This window comes from Methylobacterium sp. 190mf, assembly GCF_900107945.1.
In the GTDB taxonomy this organism is placed as follows: Bacteria; Pseudomonadota; Alphaproteobacteria; order Rhizobiales; family Beijerinckiaceae; genus Methylobacterium.
Genome location: NZ_FNVI01000001.1, coordinates 193,681 through 209,550, shown reverse-complemented (window position 1 = coordinate 209,550; position 15,870 = coordinate 193,681). Strand labels below are relative to the sequence as shown.

Genomic DNA, 15,870 nt, shown 5'->3' with positions numbered 1-15,870 from the left:
TCAGGGTGCGCGCCGCGTCACGGCCTGAGGCTGTGCGCCCCCAGCGCGGCCCAGTAGGCGGCGCCGACCGGCAGGGCCTCGTCGTTGAAATCGTAGCCCGGATTGTGGAGCGGCAGGCTCTTGCGCGTCCCGTCGGTCCCGATCCACGCGTAGGCGCCGGGGCAGGCCTCCAGCATGTAGGCGAAATCCTCCGACGCCATGGAGGGGCCGACCTCGCCCCGGCGCGCGGTGATGTCCGGGACGGCCCCGGCCGCCTCCAGGGCGGTGCCGACGGCGTCGGCGGTGTTGACGGTGGCGGGGTATCCGAACCGGTAGTCCACCTCCGCGCGGGCGCCGTGCGTGGCGGCCGTCCCGCCCGCGATCGCCTCGACGAGTTCGGCCACGCGCTTGCGCACGGCCTCGTCCAGGCAGCGGACCGTGCCGCGGATGACCGCGCGCTCGGGGATGACGTTGTAGGCGTCGCCGCCGTGGATCTGCGTGACGCTGAGGACGACCGGGTCCGTGGGGGCGATCCGGCGGCTCACGATGGTCTGCAGAGCGAGGACGATCTCGGAGGCGACCACCAGCGTGTCGGTGCCGCGCTCCGGCATGGCCGCGTGGGTGCCGAACCCGGCGACCGCGATCTCGAACGTGTCGAGGGAGGCCATGATGGCGCCGACCCGGGTCGCGAAGGTCCCCAGCGGCAAACCCGGCCAGTTGTGCAGGCCGTAGACGGAATCGCACGGGAACAGCCGGAACAGGCCGTCCTCGACCATGGCGCGCCCGCCGCCCTCGCACTCTTCCGCCGGCTGGAAGATGAAGTGGACCGTCCCGGACAGGTCGGTGCGCGACGCGAGGTGCCGGGCCGCGCCGAGCAGCATCGCCACGTGGCCGTCATGGCCGCAGGCATGCATCACGCCGGGCGTCCGGGAGGCGTGAGCAGCGCCCGTCGCCTCCTGGATCGGCAGGGCGTCCATGTCGGCGCGCAGGCCGATGGTCGGGCCGTCGCCCCGGCTCAGGGTCCCGACCACGCCGGTGCGACCGAGCCCGGTCTTCACCGACAGGCCGCAGGCGGCCAGTTCCCGGGCGACGAGATCCGCCGTGCGGACCTCCTGGAAGGCCAGCTCGGGATGGGCGTGCAGGTCGCGCCGCCACGCGACCATCCGCTCCACGGTCTCCGCCTCGATGCGCATGCGATCTCTCTCAGATACGGGAGGCTGCCGAAGCGCCTCGATCCCCCGCCCGGACCCTACGCCGATCGGCGCGGCGGTTCACCCCAGCGGTGGGTGCATGAAGAACTGCGCGATGAGGGCCGCGCCGAGGAAGGTCCCGGCATTGGCCATGAACGAGACCACGACGATCCGCCAGCCGAGGCGGCGGAAGGCGGGCACGTCCTTGGCGACCGAGAGCCCCGCGAAGGTCAGGATCGGCGTGGCGAGCGCCAGGAAGTTGAGCTTGCCGGTCAGGGCGGCGATCTCGGCGGCGTAGGGCGTCCCGGGATAGGTCAGCGCCATGCCGATGATCGACACCCAGAGGACGGCGGGCAGGCGCCGGCCGAGGAGCAGGTAGAGGCCCCAGCCGGCGAGCACGGTGCCGATGATGATCGCCATCCCGGCCACGACGCTCGCGTCGGGGATGATTCCGTAGGTCAGCCAGTTGCCGATCAGCCCGTAGGCGCCGATCAGGATCCAGGCGAGCACGGTCTCGCCGAGGCCGATCCGCACCTCCCCGTGGGCCGGCTGATGGGCCGGCGCCTGCGGGTCGGCGGCCGCCGGGCGGGCGGCGTCCGGCCGGTTGCGGCCGAGGATCGGCTCCAGCTTGCCGTAGGCCCAGATCGTGAAGGGCAGCGACAGGAACAGGGTGAAGTACGTGCCGATCGTGGTGGTCACGAGGTTGCTGGCGGCCGCGAAGGTGGCGACGTCCTTGGCGACCTCGGGCGTCTGCTGGGCCGCGATCGCCCCCGAGGCCGCGGCCATCATGCTGCCGGAGCCGACCCCGGCCCCCATCGCCAGCGCCAGCGGGTTGAAGATGCCGAGGCTGGTGATCAGCCCGGCCAGCAGGGCGATGAACACCGCGCCGAACACCGTGCCGGTCAGGTACTCGGCCAGCACGCCGCGCCCCTCCGGCGAGTCCATGCCGTAGCGCTCGCCGATGATGGCGAGGCTGGGCTCGCGGCCGACCGAGAAGGTCGCGCCGATCGCCTCGCGCTTGATGCCGAGCAGGAGCGCCACCGGCAGGCCGAACACCATCGTGCCGAAGAAGTGGCCGAATTCCTGGAAGGCCAGGGCCCAGCCCGAGGCGAGGATCTTCGGCAGCGAGCCGCCGACGAGCAGCCCGAGCTTGGCGATGAAGATCAGGAGCGCCGGCTGCAGGTAGGCGCCGGCCGCATTCTGCAGGGCGGTCGACAGCCGCAGCGGCGCGGGCAGGCGCGGGCTCATCAGCCCCAGCGCGCCGCCCAGCAGCAGGGCCCAGAGCAGCGGGAGCAGCACGATCTTGCCGGCGCCCACCGGGATGCTGACGTTGCCGATCGCCTCCGCGATGACGACGATGACGAGGGCGAGCAGGAACAGCGTCAGCTTACCCCCGCCCGAGACGGGCGGCGCGACCGGCCGCGTGTTCGTCGCAAACAGTTCCCCCGCCATCGTCATCCTCCTTGGCCCCCCTCGGGGCTGCCCGTTGCTCCGCCTGCCGGTCTTGATCGCCGGCTTGGCGTTAGATCGTCTCGGTCATTGCGCCCGTGGCGTCGGGCTCAGCCCACGTAGCCGAAGGTCACGGCCGGCGCGGCGGCGGTCTCGACCCAGACGCTCTTGGTCTGGGTGTAGGCCATCAGCGCCTCGCGGCCCGAGGAGCGGCCGAAGCCCGAGCGGCCGAAGCCGCCGAACGGCGAGGCCACGTTGATGGTCTTGTAGCCGTTGACCCAGACGGTGCCGGCCCGCAGGGCCGCCGCGACCCGGTGGCCGCGCCCGCCGTCGCCGGTCCAGACCGCGCCGGCGAGGCCGTAGGGCGTGCCGTTGGCCAGCGCGATCGCCTCGTCCTCGCCGTCGAACGGCAGGACCGCCAGGACCGGGCCGAACACCTCCTCCCGGGCGATCGCCGCGTCCGGCGCGACGCCGTCCACGATGGTCGGGCCGTAGTAGAAGCCGCCCGTGTCGCGTAAGGCGGCGGGGCAGGCCCCGCCGGTCGCGATCGTGGCCCCCGCCCCCGCGGCGGCCTCGACCATGTCGGCGATCTTGTCCCGCTGGCGCCGGTTGTTGATCGGGCCGATCTGCGTCTCCGGGTCGGTCGGTGCGCCCACGGGGATGCGCGCGGCGGCGCGGGACAGGCGCTCGACGAAGGACGCGTGGATCGAGCGGTGCACGAGGAGCCGGGAGCCCGCCACGCAGCTCTGGCCGGCGCCGCCGAAGATCGCGGCCTGCGCGCCGATCAGCGCCCGGTCGAGGTCGGCGTCGGCGAACACGATGTTGGCCGACTTGCCGCCGAGCTCCAGCACGCTCGGCACGATGGCGCGGGCCGCCGCGGCGGCGATCTGCGCGCCCGCCTCGGCCGAGCCGACGAACACGACGAGCCGGGTCTCGGGATGGGCGACCGCGGCGGCGCCGGTGGTCGGGCCGGCGCCCGCCAGCACCGAGACAAGGCCGCGGGGCATCCCCTCGGCCCGGTCGCAGAGCAGGCCGAGAACGAGCGAGGTCAGGGGCGTCAGCTCGGAGGGCTTCAGCACCACGGCGTTGCCGGCGCAGATCGCCGGCGCGATCTGCCAGCCCGCGGTGAAGATCGGGGCGTTCCAGGGGGTGATCTGCACCACGGTGCCGAAGGGCTCGTGGCGGGTGTAGTTCAGGTGCGAGGTCGGGACCGGAATGACGTCGCCGTGCAGCTTGTCGCACCAGCCGGCGTAGTACTCGAACATCTCGGCGACCTTGGCGACCTCGCCGCGGGTGTCGCGGATCGGCTTGCCGGCCGAGAGGGTCTCCAGCTCGGCGAGCGCGCCGGCGTGCTGCCGGACCAGGGCGGCGACCGCCCACAGCGCGCGACCGCGGGCGGCAGCGGTCATCCCCCACCACGCGCGCTGGGCGTCGCGAGCCGCCGCCATGGCGGCCTCGACGACCGACGGGCCGGCATCGGCGAAGGTCGCGAGCACGCCGCCGTCGGCGGGGTTGGTGAGATCGAGGGCGGCGCCGGTCCCGGCGAGGATCTCGCCGGCCACGACGCTGCCGATGCGGCCGCCCGGCAGCAGGTCGGCCAGGAGGGCGGCGACCCGGTCGGCGGCGGGCGAGTGCGGCGTGCCGGACATCAGTGGGCTCCCTTGGGATCGCGGTAATCGGCCATGCGGGTGAAGTCGGCCGTGTCGGGGATGGCGGGTTGCGTCGCCTGCCAGATCCGCTTCACCTCGGCGGAGAGCGGCAGGTCGATCCCGCATTCGGCGGCGAGTTCGAGGGCGAGGCGCACGTCCTTGCGCATCAGGCCGGCCGAGAAGCCGCTGTCGAAGGTGCCGGACTGGACCCAGCGCGGGATCATGACCTCGCTGATCGCGCTGCGGCCGGTCGCGGTGTTGACGACCTTGACGGCCTCCTCGGCCGAGAGGCCCGCCGCCTCGGAGAGGCGCAGGGCCTCGCCGGTGGTCACCAGATGGGCCGCCACCAGCAGGTTGTTGACGAGCTTGACGATGTTGCCGGCGCCCGATGGCCCGACATGCGGCGCGCGGGCCGACATGGCCTCCAAGACCGGGCGGGCCAGCTCGTAATCCGCCGCGGCGCCGCCGATCATCATGGTCAGGGTGCCCTCGGCGGCGCCGGACGGGCCGCCGCTCACCGGGGCGTCGAGGAGGGCGTGACCGGCCGCGGCGAGGCGCTCGGCGAGGCGGCGGGTCGTGCCGGGATCCGAGGTCGAGGTGTCGATCACCACCACCTTCCGGTCGGTCCGGGACAGGAACCCGCCCTCCGCGGTGACCACCGCCTCCACGTCCCGCGCCAGCGGCAGCGAGAACACCAGGGCGTCGGCCCGGCCGAGCACGTCGTTGAGGGCGTCGAGGACGGTGACGCCGGCCGCCTCGGCGGCGGGGCGCCGGGCCGGACTGAGGTCGTAGCCCAGGACCGCGAAGCCCTTGCGGGCCAGGGTCGCGGCCATGCCCAAACCCATGTTGCCGAGCCCGACGACGCCTACCGTTGCGATGGTCATGCCGATCCGTCCTCACGAAGCGGCACGATAGTTCCGGCAAACGAGCGTTGCGACAACAACCGATTTCTGCACGAAGCGTGCGGAAAATCCGCACGCTCGCGTCACGCCGGCGGCGGCCGGAACGCCACCATGTGGTCGGCCAGCCAGCCGAGCAGCCGCGCCGCGCCCTCCGGCAGGCGCCGCCCCGCGCGGACGACGAGGTGGGCGCTCGCCTCCGACAGGATGGCGTCGCGCAGCGGCAAAGCCGCGAGGAGGCCGTCGCGCAGCTCGGCCGCGACCACGAAGCGGGGCAGGAACGCGACGCCCATGGCGGCCATCACGAAGCGGCGGTGCAACTCGAAGGACGCCGTCTCCAGCCGCGGCACCAGCCGGAATCCGCCGTCGGCCTCGACGCGGCCGATCAGCTGCCGGACCCCGTGGTCGGGGGGCAGGAGGGCGGCGGGCTCGGTGGCGAAGCTGCGCAGCGGGACCGGCGCCGCCCCGTCGGCGAGGGGATGCCCCATCGGCAGGACGGCGAGGAGCGGCTGCCGGGCGGAGACGATCCCGCGGACGTCCGGGTGCGCGGGCGGGTTGTAGACGAGGCCGATATCCGCGTCCCCCCGGGCGATCGCCGCCAGGATCCCGTCGGTCGTGCCGATCTCGACCTGATAGGCGATGCCCGGATGGTCCTGGGCGAAGCCGGCCAGGGCGTTGTCGAGGAGGTCGATCAGGAAGCCGGCGCCGCAGCGCAGGCTGACCGTGCCCCGCTGCACCCCGCGCAGGCGCTTCAGCTGGTCCTCCAGCAGGGCCGCCTCGTCGGCCTGCCGCTGCGCGTGCTCGGCGACGAGGCGGCCGGCCTCGGTGGGGACCACGCCCCGGGGCAGGCGCTCGAGCAGGGTCTCGCCGACCTGCGCCTCCAGCTCGATGATCTGCCGGCTCACCGCCGAGGCGGCGACGTTCAGGACATCGGCGGCCGCCCGGACCGAGCCCGCGCGCACGACGGCCAGCAGGTAGCGCAGCGCGCGGTCGTTCACGGCGGCGGGTCCCCGGCGGCCGCGCCGCGCCGGTCGACCGCGACGGCGCCCCGCGCCACGACCAGCACGGGCTCCTGGCACTCCACGATCACCTGCGGCACGCCGCCGGCCGCGAAGGCGATCAGGTCGGCCCGCGCGCCGGGCGCCACCGCGCCCGGACCGAGGCCCAGCACCCGCGCCGGGACGGCGGTGATCGGCGCCAGCAACGCCGCGAGGTCCGCGTCGGTGCGCAGGTCGAACCGGTAGGCGGCGAGCTGGGCGCGGGCGACCATGCCGGTGACCGTGGCGGGGTTCCAGCAGTCGCGGACGTTGTCGGTGCCGAGGCAGACCGGGACGCCGAGTTCGCGCAGCCGCGGGATCGGCGGGCATCGGGCCCCGCCCGGCACGCTGCTGAGGATCGCGACGCCGGCCCGGTTCAGGGCCTCGGCGATCCGGCCGAGTTCCAGGTCGTCGGCCTCCGCGAGGGCGAAGGCGTGGCTGATCGTGACCTGCCCGCCGAGCCCGGCCGCCGCTGTCCGGGCCGCGATCGCCGCGATCGTGGCGAGTCCGGCCGCGCCGCCCTCGTGGAGATGGATGTCGATGCCCCGCCCGTGCCGCTCGGCCAGGGCGAAGACGATGTCGAGGTGACCGTCGCGGTCTCCGTCGATGCCGACGGGATCGAGGCCGCCGACGAGGTCCGCGCCCATCCGCAGGGCCGCGTCCAGGTCGTCGGCGACCGGCGGGCAGCCCAGGATCCCGCTCTGCGGGAAGGCGACGATCTGGATCTGCAGGCGGTCGGCCCAGCGCGCCCGCAGGTCGAGGATCTGGGCGAGGTGGTCGAGCCGCGTGACGTCGTCGACGTCGACATGGGTCCGCAGGCTCGTCGTGCCGCCGCGGAGCAGGCGTTCGAGCAGCGCCTCGGCGCCCTGCTCGGCGAGCGGGATCCGCGTGGCGCGGCGGAACGCCTTCTCGTCGTCGATGATCGCGCGGACGGACCCCGCCGCCGCGTGCGGGCGCCACGGCAGGCCGAGCAGGCACTTGTCGAGGTGGACGTGCCCGTCCGACAGGCCCGGCAGCACCAGGGCGCCGCCGAGATCGATCGTGCGGCCGGCGGGCGGGAGCGGCGCGCCGGGATCCCGCAGCGCCGCCACGCGGTCGCCCCGGATGTCGATCGTCGCCCGGCTTCCCTCGGCGAGCGCGGCGTCGTGGAGGCGCAGGTCGCAGGAGGCGTCCCAGCGCGGTTCGGTGCTCGGCGTCATGGCGGGGCTTCCTTCAGAGCGGCCGGCCGGCGGCCACGACGGTCCGGATCGCGAAGCTCGACTGCAGCCGGGCGACCCCCGGCAGCCGCGACAGGACATCCTTGTGCAGCCGCTCGTAGTCGGCCGCGTCGATCACCTTGAGCTTCACGAGGTAATCGGCCGTCCCGGTCATCAGATAGCAGTCCTGCACCTCGGGACAGCGCCGGACGGCCGCCTCGAACCGGTTGAGATAGTCCTCGGTCTGGCGGTCCAGGGTGAACTGCGTGAGGACCACGAGGCCCGGCCCGTCGACCGCGCCGCCGATCAGCGCGGTGTAGCCCCGGATGATTCCGGATTCCTCCAGCAGCCGCACGCGGCGATGGCAGGCGGACGCCGACAGGCCGACCGCCGCGGCGAGATCCGCGTTGCTGATCCGGCCGTCGCCGCGCAGGGCCTGGATGATGCGGCGGTCGATCGCGTCCACGCGCGCCTCGCAGGATCTTCGAACTGGCCGCAGATATTTCCACGGCCAAGCTCGAAATTCAAATCTCTTCGACAGGATGCACGCTCGTTCGACGATCCTTCGTGTAGCCTTTTGGCACTGCATCCGAGCGCCGCTCCGAGGGCCGCCATGAGCATGATCGACCGCGAGCTCCGGCCCGATGCGGGCCCGGCCGGGACGGCCTCCGCCCTCCTCACGATCGATCTCGCGGCCATCGCGGAGAATTACCGCCTGCTCGCCGCGCGAGCCGGGACGGCCGCCTGCGCGGCCGTCGTCAAGGCGGACGCCTACGGCCTCGCCGCCGACCGGGTCGCGCCGGTCCTGGCCGCCGCGGGCTGCCGGCACTTCCTCGTCGCCCAGGTCGGCGAGGGCGTCGCCCTCCGGTCCATCCTCGGGCCCGGGGCGGCGATCGCCGTGCTCAACGGCGCCGCCCCGGGCAGCGAGGCGACCTGCGCGGACCACGACCTCGTGCCCGTCCTCAACGACCTGTCCCAGCTCAGCGGCTGGCAGGGCCTGGCCCGGCGGCGCGCGCGGCGCCTGCCGGCGATCCTCCAGGTCGATACCGGCATGGCCCGCTTCGGCCTCGCTCCGGACGAGGTCGGCGCGCTCCTCGACCGGCCGGACGCCCTCGCGGGCCTCGACCTGCGGCTGGTGATGAGCCACCTCGCCTGCGCGGGCGAGCCGGACAGCCCGGTCAACGCGGCGCAGCTCTCCGTCTTCCGGGCGGTCCGGCGGCGCCTGCCGACGGTGCCGGCGAGCCTCGCGGCCTCGTCGGGGATCTTCCTCGGTCCGGACTTCCACTTCGACCTCGTGCGCCCCGGCGCCGCCCTCTACGGGATCGCCCCGCAGGAGGGTGCGGAGAACCCGATGCGGCCGGTGATCGAGCTGCGGGCCCGGGTGATGCAGACGCGCGGCGTCCCGGCGGGGACGCCGGTCGGGTACGGCCACGCGGCCCGAGTCGACAGGGACAGCCGCCTCGCCACGGTCGCGATCGGCTACGCGGACGGGTTCTTCCGCAGCACGGCGGGCGGCGCGGCGTGGTTCGGCGGCGCCCGGCTGCCCGTGGTCGGGCGCGTCTCGATGGACAGCCTCGTCCTCGACGTCACCGACGTGGCGCCCGGCACCCTCGGGCCGGGGGCGCTCGTCGACATCGTCGGGCCGGAGCGCGACGTCGACGCCGTCGCCGCGGCGGCCGGCACGATCGGCTACGAGGTCCTGACCAGCCTCGGCCACCGCTTCCACCGCGTCTATCTCGGAGCCTGAGGCCCGCCATGCACGTCCTCATCCTCGGCGGCGGCGTCGTCGGCGTCACCTCGGCCTACTACCTCGCCCGGGCCGGCCATCAGGTCACCGTGCTGGAGCGCCAGCCGGGCTCCGGCCTGGAGACCAGTTTCGCCAATGCCGGGCAGGTCTCGCCCGGCTACTCGGCCCCCTGGGCGGCGCCCGGGATCCCCGTGAAGGCGCTCAAGTGGCTGATGATGCGGCACCGCCCCCTGGTGCTGTGGCCGCGGCTCGAGCCCCGCCTCTACGCGTGGCTCACGCGCATGCTCGCGAACTGCACCGAGGAGGCCTACCAGCGGAACAAGGGCCGCATGGTCCGGCTCGCCGAGTACAGCCGCGACGCGCTGCGCGACCTGCGCACCGAGACCGGCATCGCCTACGACCACCGGGAGAAGGGCACGCTCCAGCTCTTCCGGACGCAGAAGCAGCTCGACCATGTCGGCGACGACACCCGCGTCCTCGACGCCTACGGCGTGCCCTACACGGTGCTGGACCCGGCCGGCTGCGTCAGTGCCGAGCCGGCGCTCGCCGCCATGCGCGGCGTCTTCGTCGGCGGCCTGCGGCTGCCGGGCGACGAGACCGGCGACGCGCACCTGTTCACGCAGCGCCTCGCCGCGATCTGCGAGGGCCTCGGCGTCACCTTCCGCTACCGCACGGCGATCGCGCGCCTGCATCACGCCGGGGACCGGGTGACGGCGGTCGAGACCGCCGACGGCGACCTCCTGCGGGCGGATGCCTACGTGGCGGCGCTGGGCAGCTACACGCCGGCCCTGCTGCGCCCCCTCGGGATCGCCCTGCCGGTCTACCCGGTGAAGGGCTACTCGCTCACGCTCCCCATCACCGATCCGGCGGCCGCGCCGGTCTCGACGGTGATGGACGAGACCTACAAGGTCGCGATCACCCGGCTCGGCGACCGCATCCGCGTCGGCGGCACCGCCGAGCTCGCCGGGTTCAGCAGCGCCCTGCGCCTGCCGCGCCGCGAGACCCTCGCGCGCTCGGTGCAGGACCTGTTCCCGGCCGGCGGCGACCTCGACCGAGCCGCGTTCTGGACCGGCCTGCGGCCGATGACGCCGGACGGCACGCCGATCGTCGGGGGCACGCGGGTCGGGAACCTGTTCACCAACACCGGTCACGGCACGCTGGGCTGGACGATGGCCTGCGGATCGGGCCGCCTGCTCGCCGACCTCGTGTCCGGACGCGCGCCGGAGATCGCGAGCGACGATCTGGCCCTCGACCGCTACGCCGCGTGAGCCGGCCGGCCGGATCGGCCCTGACCGGTCCGACTCCCCGTCGCCCGGTCACTGAACCGCCGTCGCGCTGCGCAGCGCGTGCCGTGGCGCACCAGCACAACTCTGCCCGGTATCGCCCCGAACGCGATCCGACCGTGCGTTGAGCAAGACTCCGGGAATCGTGGCGAGTCGCCGTCACCACCGGGCACAATCATTCATTATTCACCTATATACGACCACCGGTTGATTACATGACGTTCATGACGTGCGGATTCGCATAATCGTCGGATGACTTCCGACAGGCCCAGGCAACCCTTCGCAACGTGTCGAGTTGAGGACCTGAACGAACCATCCGGGTGCGCAGATGAGTTTCATCGTCGTACAGGGCCAGGACGATCACGAGCAGGCCGATGCCGTTCTCCGGGGCGTCGCCGACGGGCTGGCCCGCCTGTTCCGCGTGCCCGAGCATCCGCCCGGTGTTCAGGACCTGCTGGATTCTGGACCCCGGGACGAGGGTGACCGTCCCGGTCAGGTCGCCCAGCGCGGCGCGCGGCGGGGCGGGAGCGTGGGGCTTCCCGGAGCCAGGCCGGTAAAGGCTGGCCCCCGCGGGACGCGGCGCGGCGCGGCGCAACCATCCAGCCGCGCGCGCGGACGCCGGGCGAAGGCCGAGGCGCAGCCCGGGCAACGCGACCAGTCCTGAACCCGGCCCCGGCGCTCGCCCCGGCCTCAGCGCGCCGCGGGCAGGCCGAAGCGCCGGATCTCCAGGTGCATCTGCTCCAGCGGCAGGATCTTGGCGGCCGCACCGCGGTCGATCGCCTCCTTGGGCATCCCGAACACGACGCAGCTCGCCTCGTCCTGGGCGACCGTCTGCGCCCCGGCGCGGCGCATCTCCAGCAGGCCGTTGGCGCCGTCGTCGCCCATGCCGGTCAGCAGGATGCCGAGCGCGTTCGCGGCCGCGGCCCGGGCGGCCGACCGGAACAGGACGTCGACCGACGGGCGGTGGCGCGCGACGAGGGGACCGTCCTTCACCGACACCGCGTAGCTGCCGCCCCGGCGCTCGACCATGAGGTGCCGCCCGCCCGGGGCGATCAGGGCACGGCCCCGCACCACGGGATCGCCGTCCTCCGCCTCCTTGACGGCGATCGCGCAGAGGCCGTTCAGGCGCTTGGCGAACGCCGCCGTGAAATGCTCCGGCATGTGCTGCACGATGACGAGACCGGGGGACTCGGCGGGCAGCACCTCGAGCACGTCGCGCAGCGCCTCCGTGCCGCCCGTCGACGCGCCGATGCAGACGATCCGGTCGGTCCCGGCCACGACGCGCCCGGGCACGGGCGGCGGCAGGACGACGTCGGCCGAGAGCTTCGCCTCCACCAGCGGCCGGGACGGCCGGCTCCCGCGCAGCTTGGCCCGGGCGGCGGCCCGGACCGCGTCGCAGACCCGGACCGTGGACTCGAGCAGGAACTGGCGGGTGTCGACGCGCGGTTTCGGCAGCACGTCGACGGCGCCCGCCTCCAGCACCTCGAACAGGATCCGGGACCCGGCCTCGGTCAGGGTCGAGCAGACGATCACCGGGAGCGGCTTCTGCGCCATGATCTTGCGCAGGAAGGTCAGGCCGTCCATGCGCGGCATCTCGAGATCGAGGATGATGACGTCCGGGATCTCCTCCTGGATGCGGCGCGCCGCGATGAACGGATCGGCGGCGGTGCCCAGGATCTCGATGTCGGGCGCCGTCCCCAGGATGCTGCACAGCGTCTGGCGGACGGAGGCCGAGTCGTCGACGATCAGGACGCGGATCGGTCTGGACGCGCTCACCGGCCGGATTCCCGCAGCTTGCCGAAGACGGTCGAGGAGATCTGGTCGAGGCCGGCCACGCCGACGCCCGCCATGGATTCGGAATGGCCGACGATCAGGTAGCCGCCGGGGCGCAGGTGCCCGGCCAGGCGCGCGACCACCGCCCTCTGGGTCGGCTTGTCGAAGTAGATCAGCACGTTGCGGCAGAAGATGAGGTCGACGTCCCGGTCGATCGGGTAGGTCTCGTCCATCAGGTTGAGCCGCTGGAACCGCACCCGGGCGCGCAGCTCCGGCACGATCCGCCCCTCGCGCCGGGCCGGAACGCGCGCGACCATCACGTAGCGGCGGCGCAGGTCCGCCGGCACGGCGTCCAGCATCTCGGCCGGGTAGATCGCCGTCCGGGCACGGTCGAGGACCTCCGAGGAGATGTCGGTCCCGAGGATGGCGTAGCGGAACCGGTCGGCGGCCATGTCGTGCAGGACCATCGCCAGCGTGTAGGCCTCGGCCCCGGTCGAGGCCGCCGCGCTCCAGACCTTGAGCAGCGGCCGGTCGCCCCGCGCCGCCAGCCGCGGCACGATCGTCTCGCGCAGCAGGTCGAAATGCGCGGGCTCGCGGAAGAAATCGGTCTTGTTCGTCGTCACGCAGTCGACGAGGTGCGGGAACTCGTCCGCGAGGTGGCCGGCCTCGAACAGGTGGCGGCCGTAGGCCTCCAGGGTCGGGAGATCGAGGGCGCGCATGCGCTTGCGCAGCCGCCCCTCGACCATGGTGCGCTTGGCCGGCGGGAGCTGGATGCCGGCATGCTGCTGGACGAGGTCGGCGACCGAGCGGAAGTGCCGGTCGCTCAGGTGACCCGGATCGGCCTCCATGGTGTCGGATCCCTCAGGCGGCCTGCGGGGTCTCGACCAGGGCCGGGCCGTCGCCGTCCATGAGCGCGACGAGGTCGAACACCACCACGAAGGCCTCGCCCCGGCGGCCGATCCCCGCGATGTAGCGGGCGTTCCAGCGCCCGCCGACCTCGGGCGCCGCCTCCATCTCGGCCCGGTCGAGCTCGGTCACCTCGATCACCCGGTCGGCCACGAACCCGACCCGCAGCGCCCGGCCGGGCATCGGCACGTTGAGCAGGATGATCCGGGTGGCCGGCGTGCGCGCCACCGGCGGCAGTCCGAGCTTGGTCCGCAGGTCCACCACCGGGTAGCTCTGCCCGCGCACGTCGATCATGCCGAGCAGGAAGGCCGGCGCCTGCGGAAGCGCGGCCGGGACCCGGTAGTCGAGAATCTCGTGGACGTGCTCGACGTCGATCCCGAAGGTCTCGGCCCCGAGGCCGAGGGTCAGGTACTGCCACACACTGGACATGCAGGATCTCCGGCTGGAGCGCGGCGCGCGACGGCGGCTCGCGACGGCGGCTGACGACGGCGGCGGGATCCGCGCGGGCACGGGCACCGCGCGGATCCGGGCCTCGGGCGAGGTGTCAGGCGACCCGGGTGAAGGCGGCGTCCTGCGCGTCGCCCTCGCCCATGTCGAGGGCGAAGCCGCCGCCCCCGGCCGGGCCGCGCGCGCCCGCCCGCTTCGGGCTCGGGGAGCGGATCGCCGCCGAGGGCGTGCCCATCCGCGCCGCGGTCGCGCGCAGCCGCGTCACCGCCTGGTCGACACCGGCCACCGGCGCGGCCGCCTCGGTGATCCGGAAGTAGGCGATCGTCGCCTGCAGCTTCTCGGCCTGGGTGGCCAGCTCCTCGGAGGTGGCCGAGACCTGCTCGGAGGCGCTGGCGTTCTGCTGGGTCACCTTGTCGAGCTGCTGGATCGCCTGGTTGATCTGGCCCGAGCCGACATCCTGCTCGCGGCAGGCGGCGGTGATCTCCTCGACCAGGCTGGCGGTCTTCTTGATGTCGGGCACGAGCTTGCCGAGCATGTCGCCGGCCTGCTGGGCGGCCTTGACGGTGTCGGACGAGAGCGTGCCGATCTCGGCCGCGGCCGCCTGGCTGCGCTCGGCGAGCTTGCGCACCTCGCTGGCGACCACCGCGAATCCGCGACCGTGCTCACCGGCCCGGGCCGCCTCCACGGCGGCGTTGAGCGCCAGCAAGTCGGTCTGGCGGGCGATCTCCTGCACGATGGTGATCTTCTGGGCGATGGTCTGCATGGCCTCGACGGCGCGGCCGACGGCGATGCCGCTCGCCTCGGCATCCTGGGCCGATTGCCGGGCGATCGTCTCGGTCTGGCTGGCGTTCTCGGCGTTCTGCTTCACGTTGGCGGCCATCTCCTCCATGGAGGCCGAGGCTTCCTCGGTCGACGAGGCCTGCTCGGTCGAACCCTGCGACAGCTGCTCGGCCGAGGCCGAGAGCTCCTGGGACCCCGCCGAGACGTTGCCGGCCGCTGCGGTCGCCTCGGCCACGACGGTGCGCAGCTTCGTCAGCATGGTCTGCAGGGCGAGGCCCATCGTGTCCTTGTCGGAGAGCGGCCGGGCCTCCACGGTGAGGTCGCCCTGGGCGATCGCGTTGGCGAGCGCCGCGGTCGCGTTCAGGTTCTCGGTCATGCGGCCCATGGCGCCGACGAGGTCGCCGAGCTCGTCGTTGGTCGTGACCGTCGCGGTCTGGCTCAGGTCGCCCATCGACACCGCGTCGGCCAGCGAGACGGCACGGCCGAGGCCGCGGGAGATCGACAGCGCGAGCCAGGTCGCGATGCCGAGGCCCATGAGGAGCGCGGCCGCCGCCACGCTCAGCAGGATCGTCTGACCCTGGGCGGATTCCGCGTTGGCCTGGGCCGCGGCGTCGTCCATGAACCGCTTCTGCCGATCCGCCAGCGCCTCGAACGCGTTGATCGCCGTCGTGCTCACCGTCGCGTACTCGCCCGAGGCGACCTCGGCCGCCTTCACCGAGCTGCCGATCTCGACGAGGGCGAGCGCCCGCTGGAAGGAGGACGCCCAGGTCCCGAACCGCTCGCGGACGGCCGTCACGGCGATTCCCGCCGCCTGGGCCGCCGCCGCGAGCTCGTCCACCGACCGGTTGATCTCCTCGCGCGACTGCTTGGCGAGGGCCACGCGCTGCTGGAGCGCGTCGACGCTCGTGGTCCCGGTGGCCGAGGTCAGCTGCCCCCAGGCCCGCTCGACCCGGCTCTTGAACACCGCGGCGACCCGGGCGAGCCGCTCTCCGGCGGGGCTCTGGGCGTCGGTCGCCGTGTTGATCAGGGCGTCGAGGTCCGTGCGCAGGGCGGCCAGCGCCGGGCGACCCGCCGCATTGATCTCGGCCCAGGTCTTCCCGTTGGAATTGTCGCGGGTCAGCTCCAGAGCCCGGTTCCCCAGCGCGTTCTGCTTCTCGTACTTGGCCGACAGGTCCTCGTAGAGCCGCTTGCCCTCGTCGGTCATGAGCAGGGGCTTCACCTTGGCCAGCGACGCCATGGCGTCACCGTGGTTGGTCGCCGAGCGCTTGGCGAACTCCGTCATCTGCGTCTCGTCCGGGCTGATCAGGGCTCCGCGGACGTTGAACGCGCTGCGGATGGCGTGCGCCTTGCCCTCGAGAACCTGCTTCTGGATCTCGGCGCGGCTCAGGACGTACTTCATCGTCGCGTCGGCGGCCGTGAGCCTCTGGTAGCCGACCCCGCTGGCCGTACCTAGGAGAACGAGGATCGCGCCGAAGCCGACCCCGAGCTTGGCCTTGATCGAGAAACGCATCGCCCTTTACCCCTACGCAAACACG

The 15,870-nt window shown here is 73.5% G+C and carries 14 protein-coding genes; 2 read left to right on the top strand and 12 right to left on the bottom strand.

Annotated features, from left to right (window positions below):
* Positions 1 to 17: 17 nt before the first annotated feature.
* The 7 genes from C4T42_RS00975 to C4T42_RS00945 all read right to left on the bottom strand — a co-directional run bounded on the left by C4T42_RS00975 (position 18) and on the right by C4T42_RS00945 (position 7,865).
* Positions 18 to 1,172, bottom strand: a complete 1,155-nt coding sequence (locus tag C4T42_RS00975; protein WP_020091054.1) for a M20 aminoacylase family protein — start codon at positions 1,170 to 1,172, stop codon at positions 18 to 20.
* Positions 1,173 to 1,250: 78 nt separating this feature from the next.
* The gene (locus tag C4T42_RS00970; protein ID WP_244603150.1) at positions 1,251 to 2,621 is read right to left on the bottom strand and encodes a DUF3100 domain-containing protein; all 1,371 of its coding nucleotides are present in this window, start codon (positions 2,619 to 2,621) and stop codon (positions 1,251 to 1,253) included.
* Between the two features lie 107 nt (positions 2,622 to 2,728).
* A complete protein-coding gene (locus tag C4T42_RS00965; RefSeq protein ID WP_020091056.1) occupies positions 2,729 to 4,267 on the bottom strand; it encodes an aldehyde dehydrogenase family protein in 1,539 nt (512 codons plus the stop codon).
* Positions 4,267 to 5,151 (bottom strand): NAD(P)-dependent oxidoreductase, encoded by an 885-nt coding sequence (locus tag C4T42_RS00960; RefSeq protein ID WP_020091057.1) that lies wholly within the window; start codon positions 5,149 to 5,151, stop codon positions 4,267 to 4,269. Before C4T42_RS00960 ends, C4T42_RS00965 begins: the two co-directional genes overlap by 1 nt.
* A gap of 101 nt (positions 5,152 to 5,252) precedes the next feature.
* A complete protein-coding gene (locus C4T42_RS00955; protein WP_020091058.1) occupies positions 5,253 to 6,164 on the bottom strand; it encodes a LysR family transcriptional regulator in 912 nt (303 codons plus the stop codon).
* Positions 6,161 to 7,402 carry an amidohydrolase gene (locus C4T42_RS00950; RefSeq protein ID WP_103984599.1) on the bottom strand — a complete coding sequence of 414 codons (1,242 nt, stop codon included), beginning with the start codon at positions 7,400 to 7,402 and terminating at the stop codon, positions 6,161 to 6,163. The genes C4T42_RS00955 and C4T42_RS00950 overlap by 4 nt, the downstream gene beginning before the upstream one ends.
* 13 nt (positions 7,403 to 7,415) lie before the next feature.
* Positions 7,416 to 7,865 (bottom strand): Lrp/AsnC family transcriptional regulator, encoded by a 450-nt coding sequence (locus C4T42_RS00945; protein ID WP_020091060.1) that lies wholly within the window; start codon positions 7,863 to 7,865, stop codon positions 7,416 to 7,418.
* Between the two features lie 147 nt (positions 7,866 to 8,012).
* Between C4T42_RS00945 and alr the strand changes: the two genes are divergently transcribed.
* Positions 8,013 to 9,146 carry an alanine racemase gene (gene alr / locus C4T42_RS00940; RefSeq protein WP_103984598.1) on the top strand — a complete coding sequence of 378 codons (1,134 nt, stop codon included), beginning with the start codon at positions 8,013 to 8,015 and terminating at the stop codon, positions 9,144 to 9,146.
* Positions 9,147 to 9,154: 8 nt separating this feature from the next.
* Positions 9,155 to 10,414 carry a D-amino acid dehydrogenase gene (locus tag C4T42_RS00935; protein ID WP_020091062.1) on the top strand — a complete coding sequence of 420 codons (1,260 nt, stop codon included), beginning with the start codon at positions 9,155 to 9,157 and terminating at the stop codon, positions 10,412 to 10,414.
* A 226-nt stretch (positions 10,415 to 10,640) separates the two neighbouring features.
* On the opposite strand, the gene C4T42_RS31820 is transcribed toward C4T42_RS00935, so the two are convergent.
* The 5 genes from C4T42_RS31820 to C4T42_RS00910 all read right to left on the bottom strand — a co-directional run bounded on the left by C4T42_RS31820 (position 10,641) and on the right by C4T42_RS00910 (position 15,845).
* Entirely contained in the window at positions 10,641 to 11,078 is a 438-nt protein-coding gene (locus tag C4T42_RS31820; protein ID WP_158684185.1) for a hypothetical protein, read from the bottom strand.
* 41 nt (positions 11,079 to 11,119) lie between these two features.
* Positions 11,120 to 12,205, bottom strand: coding sequence for a chemotaxis response regulator protein-glutamate methylesterase (locus C4T42_RS00925; RefSeq protein ID WP_020091064.1), 1,086 nt, complete (start codon positions 12,203 to 12,205; stop codon positions 11,120 to 11,122).
* Complete coding sequence (locus C4T42_RS00920; protein ID WP_103984597.1) at positions 12,202 to 13,050, bottom strand: CheR family methyltransferase; 849 nt, start codon at positions 13,048 to 13,050, stop codon at positions 12,202 to 12,204. The genes C4T42_RS00925 and C4T42_RS00920 overlap by 4 nt, the downstream gene beginning before the upstream one ends.
* Positions 13,051 to 13,063: 13 nt before the next feature.
* A complete protein-coding gene (locus tag C4T42_RS00915; protein WP_103984596.1) occupies positions 13,064 to 13,537 on the bottom strand; it encodes a chemotaxis protein CheW in 474 nt (157 codons plus the stop codon).
* Positions 13,538 to 13,652: 115 nt separating this feature from the next.
* Positions 13,653 to 15,845, bottom strand: a complete 2,193-nt coding sequence (locus C4T42_RS00910; protein WP_103984595.1) for a methyl-accepting chemotaxis protein — start codon at positions 15,843 to 15,845, stop codon at positions 13,653 to 13,655.
* Between the last annotated feature and the right edge of the window lie 25 nt (positions 15,846 to 15,870).

Excerpts from the sequence above, each read along its gene's own strand:
- C4T42_RS00975 (WP_020091054.1), bottom strand. The coding sequence starts at position 1,172 with ATGCGCATCGAGGCGGAGACCGTGGAGCGGATGGTCGCGTGGCGGCGC.
- C4T42_RS00970 (WP_244603150.1), bottom strand. The coding sequence starts at position 2,621 with ATGGCGGGGGAACTGTTTGCGACGAACACGCGGCCGGTCGCGCCGCCC.
- C4T42_RS00920 (WP_103984597.1), bottom strand. The coding sequence starts at position 13,050 with ATGGAGGCCGATCCGGGTCACCTGAGCGACCGGCACTTCCGCTCGGTC.
- C4T42_RS00965 (WP_020091056.1), bottom strand. The coding sequence starts at position 4,267 with ATGTCCGGCACGCCGCACTCGCCCGCCGCCGACCGGGTCGCCGCCCTC.
- C4T42_RS00960 (WP_020091057.1), bottom strand. The coding sequence starts at position 5,151 with ATGACCATCGCAACGGTAGGCGTCGTCGGGCTCGGCAACATGGGTTTG.
- alr (WP_103984598.1), top strand. The coding sequence starts at position 8,013 with ATGAGCATGATCGACCGCGAGCTCCGGCCCGATGCGGGCCCGGCCGGG.
- C4T42_RS00935 (WP_020091062.1), top strand. The coding sequence starts at position 9,155 with ATGCACGTCCTCATCCTCGGCGGCGGCGTCGTCGGCGTCACCTCGGCC.
- C4T42_RS00910 (WP_103984595.1), bottom strand. The coding sequence starts at position 15,845 with ATGCGTTTCTCGATCAAGGCCAAGCTCGGGGTCGGCTTCGGCGCGATC.
- C4T42_RS00950 (WP_103984599.1), bottom strand. The coding sequence starts at position 7,402 with ATGACGCCGAGCACCGAACCGCGCTGGGACGCCTCCTGCGACCTGCGC.
- C4T42_RS00915 (WP_103984596.1), bottom strand. The coding sequence starts at position 13,537 with ATGTCCAGTGTGTGGCAGTACCTGACCCTCGGCCTCGGGGCCGAGACC.